At 61.8% G+C, this 15073-nt stretch carries 22 protein-coding genes; 17 read left to right on the top strand and 5 right to left on the bottom strand.

The window, feature by feature from the left end; translation table 11 throughout:
* Nucleotides 1–88: 88 nt before the first annotated feature.
* The 6 genes from H597_RS0102485 to H597_RS35595 all read left to right on the top strand — a co-directional run bounded on the left by H597_RS0102485 (nt 89) and on the right by H597_RS35595 (nt 3537).
* Nucleotides 89–376 carry an HU family DNA-binding protein gene (locus tag H597_RS0102485; protein ID WP_028100727.1) on the top strand — a complete coding sequence of 96 codons (288 nt, stop codon included), beginning with the start codon at nt 89–91 and terminating at the stop codon, nt 374–376.
* Nucleotides 377–486: 110 nt separating this feature from the next.
* Nucleotides 487–1530 carry a DUF1176 domain-containing protein gene (locus tag H597_RS0102490; RefSeq protein WP_028100728.1) on the top strand — a complete coding sequence of 348 codons (1044 nt, stop codon included), beginning with the start codon at nt 487–489 and terminating at the stop codon, nt 1528–1530.
* An 84-nt stretch (nt 1531–1614) separates the two neighbouring features.
* Nucleotides 1615–1866: an acyl-CoA-binding protein gene (locus H597_RS0102495; protein WP_028100729.1), complete on the top strand. Its 252-nt coding sequence runs from the start codon at nt 1615–1617 to the stop codon at nt 1864–1866.
* Nucleotides 1867–2095: 229 nt separating this feature from the next.
* Nucleotides 2096–2626 (top strand): GNAT family N-acetyltransferase, encoded by a 531-nt coding sequence (locus H597_RS0102500; protein WP_051293474.1) that lies wholly within the window; start codon nt 2096–2098, stop codon nt 2624–2626.
* Complete coding sequence (locus H597_RS0102505) at nt 2623–3234, top strand: SEL1-like repeat protein (protein WP_154667917.1); 612 nt, start codon at nt 2623–2625, stop codon at nt 3232–3234. The genes H597_RS0102500 and H597_RS0102505 overlap by 4 nt, the downstream gene beginning before the upstream one ends.
* A 114-nt stretch (nt 3235–3348) precedes the next feature.
* The gene (locus H597_RS35595) at nt 3349–3537 is read left to right on the top strand and encodes a hypothetical protein (protein ID WP_051293475.1); all 189 of its coding nucleotides are present in this window, start codon (nt 3349–3351) and stop codon (nt 3535–3537) included.
* Here H597_RS35595 and H597_RS0102515 read toward each other — a convergent pair.
* The gene (locus tag H597_RS0102515; protein WP_028100732.1) at nt 3534–3815 is read right to left on the bottom strand and encodes a polyhydroxyalkanoic acid system family protein; all 282 of its coding nucleotides are present in this window, start codon (nt 3813–3815) and stop codon (nt 3534–3536) included. The genes H597_RS35595 and H597_RS0102515 overlap by 4 nt on opposite strands.
* 120 nt (nt 3816–3935) lie before the next feature.
* Here H597_RS0102515 and H597_RS0102520 point away from each other — a divergent pair, with 120 nt between their 5' ends.
* The 8 genes from H597_RS0102520 (at nt 3936) to H597_RS0102555 (ending at nt 9890) form a co-directional block, all read left to right on the top strand.
* Entirely contained in the window at nt 3936–5345 is a 1410-nt protein-coding gene (locus tag H597_RS0102520; RefSeq protein ID WP_035372875.1) for a gluzincin family metallopeptidase, read from the top strand.
* The gene (locus tag H597_RS0102525) at nt 5342–5620 is read left to right on the top strand and encodes a protealysin inhibitor emfourin (RefSeq protein ID WP_028100734.1); all 279 of its coding nucleotides are present in this window, start codon (nt 5342–5344) and stop codon (nt 5618–5620) included. Before H597_RS0102520 ends, H597_RS0102525 begins: the two co-directional genes overlap by 4 nt.
* A gap of 139 nt (nt 5621–5759) precedes the next feature.
* Nucleotides 5760–6083: a ferredoxin FdxA gene (fdxA, locus tag H597_RS0102530; RefSeq protein WP_028100735.1), complete on the top strand. Its 324-nt coding sequence runs from the start codon at nt 5760–5762 to the stop codon at nt 6081–6083.
* Between the two features lie 81 nt (nt 6084–6164).
* Nucleotides 6165–7232 (top strand): NAD(P)/FAD-dependent oxidoreductase, encoded by a 1068-nt coding sequence (locus H597_RS0102535; RefSeq protein ID WP_028100736.1) that lies wholly within the window; start codon nt 6165–6167, stop codon nt 7230–7232.
* 207 nt (nt 7233–7439) lie between these two features.
* Nucleotides 7440–8675 (top strand): polyhydroxyalkanoate depolymerase, encoded by a 1236-nt coding sequence (locus tag H597_RS0102540; protein ID WP_028100737.1) that lies wholly within the window; start codon nt 7440–7442, stop codon nt 8673–8675.
* 77 nt (nt 8676–8752) lie between these two features.
* Nucleotides 8753–9058 carry an ArsR/SmtB family transcription factor gene (locus H597_RS0102545; protein WP_028100738.1) on the top strand — a complete coding sequence of 102 codons (306 nt, stop codon included), beginning with the start codon at nt 8753–8755 and terminating at the stop codon, nt 9056–9058.
* A 5-nt stretch (nt 9059–9063) separates the two neighbouring features.
* Nucleotides 9064–9477: a YeeE/YedE family protein gene (locus H597_RS0102550; RefSeq protein ID WP_028100739.1), complete on the top strand. Its 414-nt coding sequence runs from the start codon at nt 9064–9066 to the stop codon at nt 9475–9477.
* Complete coding sequence (locus tag H597_RS0102555; protein ID WP_028100740.1) at nt 9474–9890, top strand: YeeE/YedE family protein; 417 nt, start codon at nt 9474–9476, stop codon at nt 9888–9890. The genes H597_RS0102550 and H597_RS0102555 overlap by 4 nt, the downstream gene beginning before the upstream one ends.
* Here the strand turns inward: H597_RS0102555 and H597_RS0102560 are convergent.
* Nucleotides 9887–10492 carry a DOPA 4,5-dioxygenase family protein gene (locus H597_RS0102560; RefSeq protein WP_035372876.1) on the bottom strand — a complete coding sequence of 202 codons (606 nt, stop codon included), beginning with the start codon at nt 10490–10492 and terminating at the stop codon, nt 9887–9889. The two genes, H597_RS0102555 and H597_RS0102560, sit on opposite strands and share 4 nt — an antisense overlap.
* Before the next feature lie 77 nt (nt 10493–10569).
* Nucleotides 10570–11370: a substrate-binding periplasmic protein gene (locus tag H597_RS0102565; RefSeq protein WP_229632074.1), complete on the bottom strand. Its 801-nt coding sequence runs from the start codon at nt 11368–11370 to the stop codon at nt 10570–10572.
* An 85-nt stretch (nt 11371–11455) separates the two neighbouring features.
* Here H597_RS0102565 and rsxB point away from each other — a divergent pair, with 85 nt between their 5' ends.
* Genes rsxB through H597_RS29495 form a run of 3 tightly spaced genes read left to right on the top strand, consistent with a single transcriptional unit; the run spans nt 11456 to nt 13161 of the window.
* A complete protein-coding gene (rsxB, locus tag H597_RS0102570) occupies nt 11456–12133 on the top strand; it encodes an electron transport complex subunit RsxB (RefSeq protein ID WP_028100743.1) in 678 nt (225 codons plus the stop codon).
* A complete protein-coding gene (gene nth / locus H597_RS0102575) occupies nt 12130–12777 on the top strand; it encodes an endonuclease III (protein ID WP_028100744.1) in 648 nt (215 codons plus the stop codon). Before rsxB ends, nth begins: the two co-directional genes overlap by 4 nt.
* A 3-nt stretch (nt 12778–12780) precedes the next feature.
* Entirely contained in the window at nt 12781–13161 is a 381-nt protein-coding gene (locus H597_RS29495) for a hypothetical protein (protein WP_051293476.1), read from the top strand.
* A gap of 7 nt (nt 13162–13168) precedes the next feature.
* On the opposite strand, the gene H597_RS0102585 is transcribed toward H597_RS29495, so the two are convergent.
* Nucleotides 13169–13789 (bottom strand): SMI1/KNR4 family protein, encoded by a 621-nt coding sequence (locus H597_RS0102585; RefSeq protein ID WP_028100745.1) that lies wholly within the window; start codon nt 13787–13789, stop codon nt 13169–13171.
* 82 nt (nt 13790–13871) lie between these two features.
* Nucleotides 13872–14990: a glutamate 5-kinase gene (proB, locus tag H597_RS0102590; RefSeq protein WP_028100746.1), complete on the bottom strand. Its 1119-nt coding sequence runs from the start codon at nt 14988–14990 to the stop codon at nt 13872–13874.
* Between the last annotated feature and the right edge of the window lie 83 nt (nt 14991–15073).

Genomic DNA, 15073 nt, shown 5'->3' on the forward strand with positions numbered 1-15073 from the left:
GTCACTATATGGTCTTCTTCAAAAAAGGGTGCACACTTTTTTCAATTAATGTGCTAATCTGCGCGCTCCATTAACCAAGGAGGTAGTAATGAAAAAAGGCGAACTGATTGCAGAATTTGCGAAGCGCACCGAAATGTCTGGCGCAGCCGCTAACGAAGCAATTAACACCCTGATCGCGATCGTTACCGAGCGCCTGAAAAAGGGCGACACCGTTGGCATCACCGGTTTCGGTACTTTCTCCGTCGCCAAGCGCGCCGCCCGTAAAGGCCGTAACCCAGCCACCGGCGAAGCGATCAAGATCGCTGCATCCAAGACCCCTAAGTTCTCGGCTGGCGCAACCCTGAAAGCCGCTGTGAACCCAACCAAGAAGAAGTAATTCTTCGGGCATACCGCCAGAACGGCGGTTCAAGGCTGGCCTGAGCGGCTTGCCTTGAACCGCCGTTTTCTATTCTGCGCCGCACTTTTCCACACCAGGCCATTCGATCCATGCGCACCTTTCTCGCCCTCGTTACAGCGGTTTTCCCTCTGTTTGCTGCCGCTTTCAGCCCCACCGGTCTGCAGTTCTCCCGCAACCAATGGGAGCTCGCCTGCGATAACACCGGCACCTGCCGCGCCGCCGGTTATGGAGGCGGCGACGGCGGCGAGCATGGCGTCTCCGTCCTGCTGACGCGCGCGGCAGGCCCCGGCCAGCCAGTCAGAGCAACCGTCAGACTTGCCAAGTATGGCGAAGACGCAGTGGTCGATACCTTGCCGGCAAAGTTCAGTCTTGAGCTTTCCATTAACGGCCAGGAGCTCGGCACGCTTGCATTCGACCGGGAGGCTCCGACAACGGAGCTGTCGCAGCAACAGGTCAATGCCCTGCTGGCCGCGCTGCCCGGAAACGCGGAGATCGAAATGAGTCTCGGGGATCACGTCTGGCAATTGTCCGACCAGGGCGCAGCGGCGGTGCTGTTGAAAATGGATGAATACCAGGGCCGGCTCGGCACCATTGGCGCCCTGGTCCGCAAGGGCAAGAACCCGGAAACCAATGTTCCGCCTGGTGTACCGGTGCCCAGCTTCACCCCGGCACCAATACCCAAGGCGCAGGCCGGCGACGCGGGCTTCGCCGCCCGCCATGAAAAGGCCCTGATGAAAGCTTTGCGCGCATCAACCACGCAAGAGGACTGCGAAGAGCTGTTCGATGAGCGCGAAGTGACCGCCCTGACGGCGGTGCGGCTCTCACCGTCCAAAATGCTGGCACACATCGCCTGTTGGCGCGCCGCCTACAATGCCGGGGGCGGCTACTGGATCGTCAACGACCGCCCGCCATTCCAGCCAGTACTGGTGACGACCAGCGGCACCGATTCGGATACCGCCACCATCCGCGAACAGCACAAGGGCCGCGGGCTGGGCGACTGCTGGTCCTCCATCACCCGGGGCTGGAACGGCAAGTCGTTTGAGATCATCGAACAATCCACCACCGGCATGTGCAGGCTGATCGCACCCGGAGGGCCATGGTCGCTGCCCACCGTCGTGACGAAAGGAAGGTAATTGGAGCCTATACTCTAAGGATTCAGTACTTTTCTTTGTATGATTGCGCATCACTCACATCACACACCTAAACCGAGGTAAAACATGAGCCTGCAAGAACAGTTTGACCAAGCAATGGCCGATTCCAAGAACCTGCCGGAACGCCCAGACAACATGACCCTGCTGAAGATTTACGCCCTGTTCAAGCAAGGTTCGGCAGGCGACGCCACCGGCGAGCGTCCAGGCATGACCGATTTCGTCAACCGCGCCAAGTTCGACGCATGGGCGGCACTGGCCGGCACCAGCCAGGACGACGCGAAACAGCAGTACATCGACCTGATCGAAAGCCTGAAGTAATCCCCTCGCGGGAGCCACCCAGGCCGCATTGCGCTGGCTGCTGGTTCCCGTCCTTAATTCGCCCAGACCTTCGCGGCTACCGCGTAGCTGAAAGGTTCTCAGACCGGCTGTGGCTTACTGATCGTCTTCAGTGTGTTCGCCCCATTCAACTTCCCGCTCGCTTCCGCGATAGTCATCGTTCCATGCTAGAGTTGCGCTTTTCGCAAGCCTATCTTTTGCATTGAATCGCATGGCACCAGAATTACGCAGCACGGCATCCCCGCGCACGCCAGCATTGATCCGTCCCGCAGTAGCGGACGACCTGGACGCCATGTGGGAGATTTTCCAGCCTCTGCTTGAAGGCGGCGACGCCTTTCCTTTCGGGGCGGGTTTCGCAAAATCGACTTTCCAGCTGCATTGGTTCAGCAACCACCCCGCCTACGTCGCCTGCGAAGGCCGGCAAATCGTCGGCATGTACAAGATGGGCGCGAACTACCCGGACCACGGCGCCCATGTCGCCAGCGCCACCTATGCCGTAGCGGCGCAGGCGCAAGGCAAAGGCATCGGCCGCGCGCTGGTCGAACACAGCCTGGCGCAGGCGCGAGGCGAAGGATTTCTGGCAATGCAGTTCAATTACGTCGTCAGCACGAACGAAGCGGCCATGGCGCTATACCGCAAGCTGGGCTTCAAGATCGCCGGCACTTTGCCGCAGGCATTCCGTAACAAGGAACGTGGACTGGTTGACGCCTACGTGTTACACCGCTTCCTGGGGGATGCATGAGACAGTTGCTTCTCCTATTGTTCTGGCTAGCGCAGCCCGCAGCATGGGCCCAGGCGGCGCCTGCCTCGCTGGTCAACGAGGTAAATGCCAACCGGGACTGGACCGCCGACCTGGCAACGTGCCCGGCGGACCTGCTGCCCACTACACACGCGCATGAATACAGGAGCGACGTGCGCCAACAATGCGAATCCGCCCAAAGCCAGGCAGCCTGCCTCGCAGCCTGCAAAGCCGGTGAAGCCGAGCATTGCTACTGGCTGGGGAATGCGGTGCAAAGCGCATCGGACAATGAGAAGGCTGCGGACGTGTTGTTCCAGCGGGCCTGCCGCTTGGGAATCCCTTCTGGCTGCACCAACCGCGCCACCAGGATGATGCCCACGTCGAAGGATTTTCCGAAGGCGGCAAGCTGTCCTGCACGCACTTTCGAACGCACCTGCGCCGCCAAGGACACCTGGGGATGCGCGATGCGCGGTTTGATCCTGAGCCGCGACAAAAGTGATCCCCGCAACAAGGAACGAGCCTTGGAAGCGCTGAAGAAAGCCTGCCAGTTTGGCGAGGCGGACGCGGCCTGCCGTGCCGCCACATCGCTGCGCAAGGAACTACAACGATGAAGAAAGGTATTCCGGCGCAGAATGCGGACGCCTATGTGGCGGGCACGACTTCACGGCAGCGCTGCGTGCGGCGGTGAAGGAAGCCGCGCCCGCACTGGAAGAGCGGATCAAGTATTGCTGATCCGCGCCGAAGCGGAACGCGTCCTGCTCGGTATCTGGCATGGCAAGCGCCTGCTGCATATCGAGCCGCGCATGACCGGCGGCGGCAAGTATGAACTGCGTACGAGGGAATTGCGGAGGGACACTCCGCTCAAGCACGCGACCGCCCTGCAACTGGTGCGCGCGGCGATCGCTCTGGCTTAAGCCGGGGCGAATACCGAGCGCATCTTCTCGGCCACCTTGCCTTCAATGGCGCTCTTGAAGGCGCCCATCAGGAAGCCCAGTTTGATATTCATATGGGCCGCGCTGTCGGCCAGGGTCAGCGTGCCTTCCACGCCGCTGCGGCCAAACTTCAGGGTATCGCCCTGCCATTGGCAAGCCAGGTCGAATTCCTTGGCGATACGTTGTGCCACTTGTTCTGCTGCTGCGCGCGCTTGCGCAGGTTCCAGGCTGTGGGCCTGGGTGATGTTGATGTCCGCCATACTCTGCTAATCGAAAAGCACAAAGGCGCTATTTTAACGCACACGCCTTTGCGCAGGATCAAAGGGCGCCGTCGCGGACAGGGTAACCATGGCCATTCAACCGCCCTTGGGAGAGTGATTATGGATGAGAATATGTGCATGACGATGCCTGTCAGCTTTGTGCCGACGCCCTCCGCCCTATATCGCGCGCATCGCAAATCCGCGCAACTGCTGCAACAGCCCAGCCTGCCACGCCTGAAAGATAGCGCCTTTCCCACCCGTCCCGCCGCCGCACCGCCCGCCGGTGCGCGCATGCTGATCTGGAAGCAGGACCCCTCCGTCACCGAGCTTGGCGCCCGCAAGATTTTCCTGCCGGGCGTGATCCTGGAAGGCCCGCGCGACGCCCGCATCACCTACGGCAAGCCCGGCATCGCCCCGGTCAGCCCGAATGCCTTCGGCGACTTCATCATGGCGCCCGATACCGACCAGTTCGACGCCGTGCACGCCTTCGCCGTGGTGCGCATGACCCTGACCATGTACCAGCGCGTGCTGTCGCGCGCCGACCAGGGCGCGCCCCTGCCCTGGGCCTGGAACAGCGGCAACAACACCGACCCGCTGGAAGTGTTTCCGCACGGCTTGCCGAACGTCATGAACGCCTACTACAGCCGCAACGACCGCGCGCTGAAATTCGGCGACTTCGTGCCAACCGGGGCGGCGGAGCGCGTGTTCACCTGCCGCTCCTTCGATATCGTTTCGCACGAAACGGGGCACGCCGTGCTGGACGGCCTGAAACCGCAATGGATCCTCAACAGCGCGCCGCCGCAGACCGGCGGCCTGCACGAATCGTTCGGCGACCTGACGGCGATTTTCGTCGCCCTGTCCCAGCTCGACCAGGTGGAAGCGGTGATCGCCCAGACCAAGGCCGACCTGCACGACAAGACCTTCCTGGCCGATATGGCCGAACAGTTCGGCCTGGCGCTCGGCCGCCCGAACGGCCTGCGCAATGCGGACAACGACCTCAAGCTGTCCGAAACCGGCAACGAGGTGCATGCTATTTCGCAGGTGTTCACGGGCGCCATCTACGACATCCTGGCCGATATCTTCTCCGTCGAGCGGGCGCCCGGCGTGCGCGACGACGCTGCCTGCCTGCACGGCGTGGCGGGCTATCTGTGCAGCCTGGTGCTGCGCTCACTGATAGCATCGCCCGATGCCAACGCCAAATACGCCGACGTGGTGAACCAGATGCTGCGCATCGTGCAGGAAGACGGCAAGCCGGTCGAATACGCCAACTTCATCCGCAACCGCTTTGCACTGCGCGAAGTCGTGGTTTCGCCGGTGCCGCTGACCGAAGACCAGCCGCAAAACCTGGAACTGCCGGCCATGGTGGAGGACGCGCCGGACGCGCGCCAGGACCGCCGCGCCTGCTGCGGTACCATGAACCACGCCGAGTACTTCGACCTGGAAGGCGTGCTCGTTGCCGAACGCCAGGCCCTGGCCGCCTGGTGTAAAACCTACGGAACCCGCCACGGGGGACTAACCGTCGCACAATGAAAATCACCGCCACCGGCGGGGGCGGTTTTGCCGGCCTCAGCCAACACTTTGAAGTGGACACGGATGCAAGCCCAGCCGGTCCTGCGCTGGAGGCGGCCCTCGCCTCCAGCGGTTTCTTCGCATCTAACGATCATTCCCAAGCTGTGGTGGGGGCCGATCTGGGCCACTGGACGATCACGGTCGACGATGGCCGTCGACGGCATAGCCTAAGCTTTGTCGAGACCGGCGCCCCGCCTTGGCAACATCTGCTCGATTTGATCCGTTCCGCTGCCTGAAAGCGCCGTTGTCTCACGCAATCCACGAATTTGCTTATTTACATTGTGTCTAAGCCCGAATTGTGAGAAATAGCGGATTGCCTTAAAATACAGTGCTTTGCTGAGCTTTTTCCAGCGCTCCAACATAGATAGGACTGTTATGACCCACGTTGTCACCGAATCCTGCATCGCCTGCCGCTATACCGATTGCGTCGATGTTTGCCCGGTAGATTGCTTCCGCGAAGGCCCGAACTTCCTGGCCATTGACCCTGACGAATGCATCGACTGCGCCGTGTGCGTGGCCGAATGCCCCGTCAACGCCATCTTCGCTGAGGAAGACGTGCCGTCCGACCAGCAGCAATACATCAAGATCAATGCTGATTTGTCGCGCAACTGGCCTTCTATCACCAAGACCAAGCCTGCCCTGCCGGAAGCCGAGCAGTTCAAGGACGTCAAGGAAAAGGCCCATTTGCTGAAGCGCTAAGCGCCTCACGCAGCCTGTTATTCAACGTGCAACACCGCGCCTGACGCGGTGTTCGCTTATTCAGATGGAATGAGAATCATTATGAATGTCGTCAGCACCCCACCAGGCGGTCTCCACGAGACCGATGCAGTCATCATCGGCGCCGGCCCAGTCGGCCTGTTCCAGGTCTTCGAACTCGGCCTGCTGGAAATCAAAGCACACGTGATCGACTCCTTGAGCGCCGTTGGCGGCCAGTGCGTGGAACTGTATCCGGACAAGCCGATCTACGACATTCCAGCCATTCCATCGTGCACCGGCCAGGAACTGACCGACGGCCTGCTGAAGCAGATCGAGCCGTTCGGCGCCACCTACCACCTGGGCCAGGAAGTGACCGTGGTGCAAAAGCGCGAAGACGGCCGCTTCGACGTGGAAACCTCGCTGGGCACCAAATTCATCACCAAGACCATCTTCATCGCCGCCGGCGTGGGCTCGTTCCAGCCGCGCACCATGAAGGTGGACGGCATCGACGCCTTCGAAGGCTCGCAGCTGTTCTACCGCGTGAAAAACCCGGCCCAATTCGAAGGCAAAAACCTGGTCATCTGCGGCGGCGGCGACTCCGCGCTGGACTGGGCGCTGAACTTCGTCGGCAAGGCCGAATCCGTGGTGCTGCTGCACCGCCGCGATGACTTCCGCGCCGCCCCGGCCTCCGTGGCCAAGATGAAGCAGCTGTGCGACGAATACGAAATGCAGTTGATCATCGGCCAGGTATCGGGCATCGAAACCACCGAGGGCAAGCTGTCCGAACTGCGCGTGACCGGCGCCGACGGCGTGACCCGCCGCGTGCCGCTGGACATGCTGCTGGTGTTCTACGGCCTGTCGCCAAAACTGGGCCCGATCGCCGAGTGGGGGCTGGATATCGAGCGCAAGCAGCTGAAAGTGGTCTCGACCGAGAAGTTCGAGACCAATGTGCCGGGCATCTTCGCCGTGGGCGATATCAACACGTATCCCGGCAAGAAAAAGCTGATCCTGTCGGGCTTCCACGAAGCCGCGCTGGCCGCTTTCGGCGCTGCACCATACATCTTCCCGGACAAGAAAATCCATATGCAGTACACCACAACGTCGCCAAAACTCCACAAGGTTCTCGGCGTTGAAACGCCGGTGTTCGACTGATCCGACCGATTCTTCGGATGTATCCTACAAAAAAGCAGCGGAAACGCTGCTTTTTTTGTATTCATGCACGTATTATGTTGGGATCATCGGATCTTGGCCGTCGTTTATGTACTTTCTGGGAGGTATTGCGGAATGCTGTAGGTCATGTATAAATGGCCTATAATTGAACCATCTTTGCGCATTGCCACATTTTCGGCGGGACATATTATGCTTTACCAATTGCACGAAATGCAACGCTCGCTCCTCCATCCCCTGATGCAGTGGGCTGAAGCCTCGTCCAAGCTGTTCACCAACCCTGTCTCGCCTTTCGCCCATACCCCATTCTCGCAGCGTATCGCCGCGGGCTATGAGCTGATGTACCGCCTGGGCAAGGAATACGAGAAACCGGAATTCGGCATCAAGCAGGCTGTGGTCAATGGCAAGCCGATCCACATTGTCGAACGGGTCGTGGAAAACAAACCCTTCTGCAAACTGCTGCACTTCCGCAAGGACATGAGCGAGAAGGAATTCAAGGCGCTCAAGCAACCGACCGTGCTGCTGGTGGCGCCGCTGTCCGGCCACCATGCGACCCTGCTGCGCGATACCGTGCAAGCCCTGCTGTCCGAGCACGACGTCTACGTCACCGACTGGATCGATGCACGCCTGGTGCCGCTGTCGGAAGGCCCGTTCCACCTGAACGACTACGTGAAGTATGTGCAGGAATTCATCCGCGCCCTGGGGCCGGATCTGCATGTGATTTCCGTCTGCCAGCCGACCGTGCCGGTGATGGCGGCCATCTCGCTGATGGCAACCGCCAACGATCCCAAGCTGCCGAAAACCATGACCATGATGGGCGGCCCGATCGATCCGCGCAAGTCGCCGACCCAGGTGAATAACCTGGCCGTGGAAAAGAAATTCTCCTGGTTCGAAAACACCGTCATTTACGCGGTGCCGCCAAACTACCCGGGCTTCGGCCGCAAGGTCTACCCCGGCTTCCTGCAGCATGCGGGCTTCATCGCCATGAACCCGGGCCGCCACGCGCAATCGCACCGCGAGTTCTACATGCACCTGGTGCGCGGCGACGACGAACCGGCGGAAAGCCACCGCAAATTCTATGACGAGTACAACGCCGTGCTGGACATGCCGGCCGAATACTACCTCGACACGATCAAGACCGTTTTCCAGGAATTCCGCCTGCCGCAAGGCACGTGGGAAGTGGACGGCGTGTTCGTGCGCCCGCAGGATATCAAGAACGTGGCGCTGTTGACCGTGGAAGGCGAGCTGGACGATATTTCCGGCGCCGGCCAGACCCAGGCGGCGCACGACCTGTGCTCCGGCATTCCGGCCAATATGCAGGAAGACTTCGTGGTGCCGGGCGCCGGCCACTACGGCATCTTTTCCGGCCGCCGCTGGCGCGAGACGGTCTGCCCGCGCATCGCAAACTTTATCAAGAAACACGGCTGAGGGGCCCTGCCCTGCAAGCCGGCCGGGCCTGCGCACCCGGCTTTTATTTCGCCCTACAGTATACTTTTTTATATATTATGAAGATTGATCCCGTGGCCTTGCAGGCCGCTGCCGGCCGCGCCTCCGGCTTGCTGAAAACCCTGTCCAACCAGGACCGCCTGCTGCTGCTTTGCCAGTTGGTGCAGGGCGAGCACTCGGTGGGCGAACTGGAGGCGGCAACCGGGGTCGCGCAGCCAACCCTGTCGCAGCAGCTGACCGTGCTGCGCAACGGGGAATTGGTCGCGACGCGGCGCGAAGGGAAGCAGATTTTTTACAGCATTGCCAGCGCGGAAGCGATGGCGGTGCTGCAGGTGCTGTACAAACTTTATTGTCCCAAGGAGTGAAGCGAATGAGTGCTTACTACGCGCCGCTGGCAGGCGGCATCCTGATCGGACTGGCGACAGCCATGCTGTTGCTGGTCAACGGCCGCATTGCCGGCATCAGCGGCATCCTCGGCGGCCTGCTGTCGCGGCGCCAGGGCGGCGACAGCGCATGGCGCCTCGCATTCCTGGGAGGACTGGCCGCCGCGCCGCTGGCATACGGCCTATTCGCCGCACTGCCCACGGTGCAGGTTGATGCCGGCACGGGCACCCTGGCCATTGCCGGCCTGCTGGTCGGCGTTGGCACGCGCTATGGTTCCGGCTGCACCAGCGGCCACGGCGTCTGCGGCCTGTCACGTCTGTCGCCCCGCTCATTGGTGGCGACGCTGTGCTTCATGGTCGCCGGCTTCGCAACGGTCGCCATCGCAAGGAGCCTGGCATGAACATCGTGGCTTCCCTGCTGGCCGGCCTGCTGTTCGGAATTGGCCTGGTCGTCTCCGGCATGACCAACCCGGCAAAAATCATCGGCTTCCTCGACCTGTTCGGAAAGTGGGATCCCTCGCTGGGCTTCGTGATGGCCGGCGCCCTGCTGGTCGGCACCGTCGCCTTCCGCTTCGCCAGCAAGCGCCAGCGCGCCATGCTCGGCACCCCGATCAGCATCCCCACCAAACGCGATATCGACCGCCGCCTGGTGCTGGGCAACCTGGCCTTCGGCATCGGCTGGGGGCTGGCTGGCTACTGCCCCGGCCCGGCCGTCACCTCGCTGGCCAGCGGCGGCGCCAAACCATGGATCTTCTTCGTCGCCATGCTGGCCGGGATGGCGATCTTCGAAATTGCGGAACGGCGCAAAGCCTAGGACGATTTTTCAATTGCCACCGAAGGCCGCGTGTTCGGAAAAATCTGCTCGACGCGCGGCTCGCCCGGCCCTGGCTTCTGGATGCCGTAGCCATTCACGGGCTGCGCACGGTTCACCCACAGCGCATAGTACAAATGGTCCGCGCGCGGGTCTTCGGTATTCGGGTGGATCAGGATGGTCAGCCCAAGGCTGTTCAGCTGCAGCCAGGGCACGATGACCGGCAACAGCTCATTCGTGAAGCCGAAATAAAAGGAAGGCGTGACGTGCGGACCACGCGGTTCCAGATTCCAGTCGCCAAGCTCCACCTTGAATCGCTCCGCCACCCATTTGCGGATCAGGGCAGCCTTCTGGTGGCTGTCCTCATCGAAATAGATGTGGGCGTGGTAGCTCTCGATGTCGGTGTAGGCGCGCGGCTTGGCAGGTAAGCTTTGCTCGCCAGGCCGCACACTGTTCGGGCGCGGCGTCGCCTGCTTGTACGTTTCATAGCCCCACGGGCTCTGGGCCAATGCCGGTGTCGCCAACACACCCGCCGCCGCCGCAAACAGCTTGCGCCTGCGGGGCGACAGCAATTCCGCCCATTCGCGGTCAACGTCCTCTGTCATGCACTTCTCCGTCAAAAGCCCCAGCGTAAGGACGATTGGCGGCAATGCAAACGAATAATTTCGTATGACCTTATTGCTTAGTTGACCGTTGGGCGATCCGTGTCGAGACGGCGCAGGTAGTCGCGTTCGAATTTTGGGAGGTCGACTTCGTGCGCGGCCTCGTTGAATGCGCGCTGCAGCGCCTGGCCAGCGGGAGTGCGCTGGAAGCAGATATGCACGGTGCGTTCATGGAACAGGTGTTCAGCAATCGCGATGCGCTCACGCTCGGCGCGCGGGAAATGCGTGAGCAGGTGGCGCAGCACGCGCTTCTCGATCAGCATTGCGTCGAAACGTTTGCTGAGCAGCTTGCGCAGGTTGGTCTCGTCGTTGACGCCCTCCTGCACATGCAGCGCGCCGCGCCGCACCAGCCCGTCGAACTCTTCGCCGTTCGAATACCCGGCCACCGTGCCGATCTGCGCTTCGCCCAGGGCCCGCAGGCTGGTCGCGGGCACCGGCGCCTCTTTCAAATAAACCAGCACGTTCAAGGTGCCGCCGATCGGCGAGGAGAAATAGCACTGCGTCTCGCGCTGGGGCGTGCGCCACACTGCCAGCAGGCCGGCATAGCGCGGATCATTCATGCCCACTTCCATGGTGCGCTTCCACGGGAAGTATTCGATGCTGGCAGCGCTGCCCATGCGCGCGAACACGGCGGCGGCATAGGCGCCGGATACGCCGTTATCCGGCAGGGATGCGGTCACGAATGGCGGCCATTCGTTCGATGCGAGCCGCACTGGCGTTCCAGCTGCAGCGAGTCCCTGCCACAAGGGCAGAAGGCACAGCATGCAACCGATCATCCGCACAACACGCATGGTTTCCCATTCAATGTAAGAATCCGTCATGTTCCCATAGAAGTTAACATGAAGCAACTTCCGCACGGGCTGCACAGATATTGGATAATAGCGTTTTACCGTTTCGCCTCTCACCGTGACTGATCCGAAGACCCTGGCCGACCGCATCGAGGACGTGCTGCCGCAAACCCAATGCACGAAGTGCAGCTACAAGGGCTGCCGCCCGTATGCGGAAGCGATTGCGTCGGGCGAGGCGAACATCAACCAGTGCCCGCCCGGCGGCGCCGAAGGCATACGCCGCTTGTCCAGCGTTACGGGCCGTCCCGTGATTCCGCTCAATCCCGTCAACGGCTTCGAGCGCCCGCGCGCGGTCGCCTTCATCGACGAAGCGCTGTGCATCGGCTGCACGCTGTGCATCCAGGCTTGCCCGGTCGATGCGATCCTGGGCGCGGCCAAGCAGATGCACACGATCATTCCGGAACAATGCACCGGCTGCGACCTGTGCGTGCCGGCCTGCCCGGTCGACTGCATCGTCATGTACCCCGTGACAGAGACCACCGGCTGGGACGCGTGGACGCAGCCGCAAGCCGACGACGCGCGCGAGCGCCACGACTTCCGCCTGGCGCGCCTGATCCGCGAGCGCGAAGAAAACGACGCGCGCCTGGCCGCCAAGGCCCACGCCAAAGCCGCCGCCGTGGAGCGCCTGTCGCCGGAAAACGATGCGGAAGCAGCCGAAAAAGAACGCAAGCGCCAGATCATCGCCGCCGCCATGGAACGCGCCCGCAAACGTGGCGAGGGCGACCAGAACAAATGAATCCAGCCAAACGACTAGAAATCTTCACTCGCCTGCGCGAGGTCAATCCGAATCCTGAAACCGAGCTGGAATACACCACGCCATTCGAGCTGCTGATCGCCGTGCTGCTGTCGGCGCAGGCGACCGACGTCGGGGTCAATAAAGCTACGCGCAAGCTGTATCCGGTGGCGAATACCCCGCAGGCGATTCTTGATTTAGGGCTCGATGAACTGACGGAATACATCCGCACCATTGGCCTGTACAAGACCAAGGCGAAGAATGTGATCGCAACCTGCCAGATCCTGGTAGAGCAGCATGGCGGCGAGGTGCCGCAGACGCGCGAGGAACTGGAGCAGTTGCCGGGCGTGGGGCGCAAGACGGCGAACGTGGTGCTGAATACCGCTTTCCGGCAAATTGCGATGGCGGTCGATACACATATCTTCCGTGTCTCCAACCGCACCGGGATCGCGCCGGGCAAGAACGTCGACATCGTCGAGCAAAAGCTGATGAAGTTCGTGCCGAAGGAATTCCTGATGGATGCGCACCACTGGCTGATCCTGCACGGCCGCTACACCTGCGTGGCGCGCAAGCCGAAATGCTGGAACTGCGTCATCGCCGACCTGTGCGAATTCAAGGGCAAGACGGCGGCGCCCGCCGACGCCTGAGCCATGCGCCTATTCCTGGTCCTGCTCTTCATGGTGTTTGCTGCCTCTTGCCGTGCCGGCGAGGAGGCGGAGATGCAGCGTCTGTATCAGCAATATCGCAGCCGGGGCGATATCCATGGGCTCTACGAAATCCGCGAGGCAGCGCTTGCATGGGTCAACAGGTCCAATGCGGCGCAAAACACAAACTGGGAGACCAGTGGCCCCGATTTACGCATTGTCGTGGCGCGATGCGCCGTTCCGCTGACCGTAAAATGGACCGATCCGAGCCGGCATGCCCCAGGCAGGACCGGCGTCGACGTGGTGTGCAGCCGGTCCGTCAATCCGCAGTATGGCAAGAAATGGGATGTGTTTGTGCCGGTCTACCGGCGTAAGGGCCGCGCCTGAAACGCGCTCAGGAGTGAGTGCTGACCACGCGCCCCTGGTTGTCGCGCAGCTCCTCGATCCACCACTGAACAGAGCGGTCCCCTTCGATAAAGCGCATGCTGGAGGCGAAGTCGGTCAGGCGGGCGCCGTCCGGGGCCATCATGCGTTCAACGTACTCCACCAGGTCTTTAGCTGCGAAATTGAATTCGTAGCCGTCATGGTCGAATTCCCAGACCTGCCCGGCCTCCTGGCCTTCGGTCGGCATCAGGATATAGTTGCCGGAACGCGGAGTTTCTCCAATCACCAGGCAAGTGCGTACCCAAGGTGGCGGAAATTCATCGTCCGTTTCATCGTCGTCGAGCGGATCGATCCAGTCCATGAAGCTGTCCTGCAGCTCGGGCCACTCCGACACCGGCGCCAGGTAGCGCGCCGAATCGCCGCTCTGCTGATCGCAGTAAAAGCGGATACTGCCAAAGGTAACGTAGAACTCGCGCAGCTTACCGATGTCCGGCAAGTCCCCCGTTTCGACAGCTGGTGTGGTCAGATGCAGGAATGGCACCAGCCTGCTGTTCTTCTCGTCGCGAATCTGGGCGCAGTGGAATTCGCCGCGGTGCGCCAATACGGCGCGCTCAAGTTCGTCAAGCCTCATGTCTCTCCCTATTGATGATCAGTTGCGCAACTGCCGAACTGAAAATGTCCACTTTCCTTCCTGACCCCACGGGGGACAAAAATTACAGCAGGACCATATTGTCGCGGTGGATCAGCTCATGGCCTTCGACGTAACCGAGGATGGCTTCGATTTCGGCCGAGGGTTTGCGCTTGATGCGGCGCGTTTCGGCGCTGGTGTAGTTGCTGATGCCGCGCGCGATGGCGTGGCCGTCTTCGCCGACGCAGGTGATCACGGCGCCGCGGCCGAATTCGCCGTGCACGTCGATCACGCCGATCGGCAGCAGCGATTTGCCCTCTTTCGCGAGCTTCTGCACCGCGCCCGCATCGAGCACGACCTGGCCCGCGGTGTGCAGGTGGTCCGCCATCCATTGCTTGCGCGCCGTCAGGTGGCCGGTCTGCGCCGATAGTTCGGTGCCGATGCTTTCGCCGCCCGCCAGGCGCGTCAGGACGTCGGCTTCGCGGCCGAAGGCGATCACCGTGTGCGCGCCCGATTTGGCGGCGCGTTTGGCGGCCAGGATCTTGGTCAGCATGCCGCCGCGGCCCAGCGAGGAACCGGCGCCGCCCGCCATGGCTTCCAGCGACGGGTCGCCGGCGCGGCCGTGGGTGATCAGGTAGGCCGCCGGGTCCTTGCGCGGGTCGGCGCTGAACAGGCCGCGCTGGTCGGTCAGGATGATCAGGGCATCGGCTTCGATCAGGTTGGCCACCAGGGCGCCCAGCGTGTCGTTGTCGCCGAACTTGATTTCGTCGGTGACCACGGTGTCGTTTTCGTTGATGATCGGGACCACGCCCAGGCGCAACAAGGTGGTCAGCGTGGAGCGCGCGTTCAGGTAGCGTTCGCGGTCGGCCAGGTCGGCGTGCGTCAGCAGGACTTGCGCGGTGCCGATGCCGTGCTCACGGAAGCTGGTTTCGTAGATCTGCGCCAGGCCCATCTGGCCGACGGCGGCGCATGCCTGCAGTTCGTGGATGTCCGTCGGTCGCTTGTCGAAGCCCAGGCGCAGCATGCCTTCGGCAACCGCGCCGGAGCTGACCAGGACGACTTCCTTGCCCAGCGCGCGCAGGGCGGAAATTTGCGCGGCCCAGCGGGCGATAGCGGCATGATCGAGCCCGCGTCCGTCATTGGTGACGAGCGAGGAGCCCACTTTGATGATGATACGGCTGGCGTTCTGAATAAGCGAATTCATAGGACGGCAAAGTCTTCTCAAACAAAAGGTATGCAAAACTTCTGGTGATGCGCCGGGCAGGTGGTGCCGGCTTGCCGCAGACA

This window comes from Pseudoduganella violaceinigra DSM 15887, assembly GCF_000425385.1.
Taxonomy (GTDB): domain Bacteria; phylum Pseudomonadota; class Gammaproteobacteria; order Burkholderiales; family Burkholderiaceae_D; genus Rugamonas; species Rugamonas violaceinigra.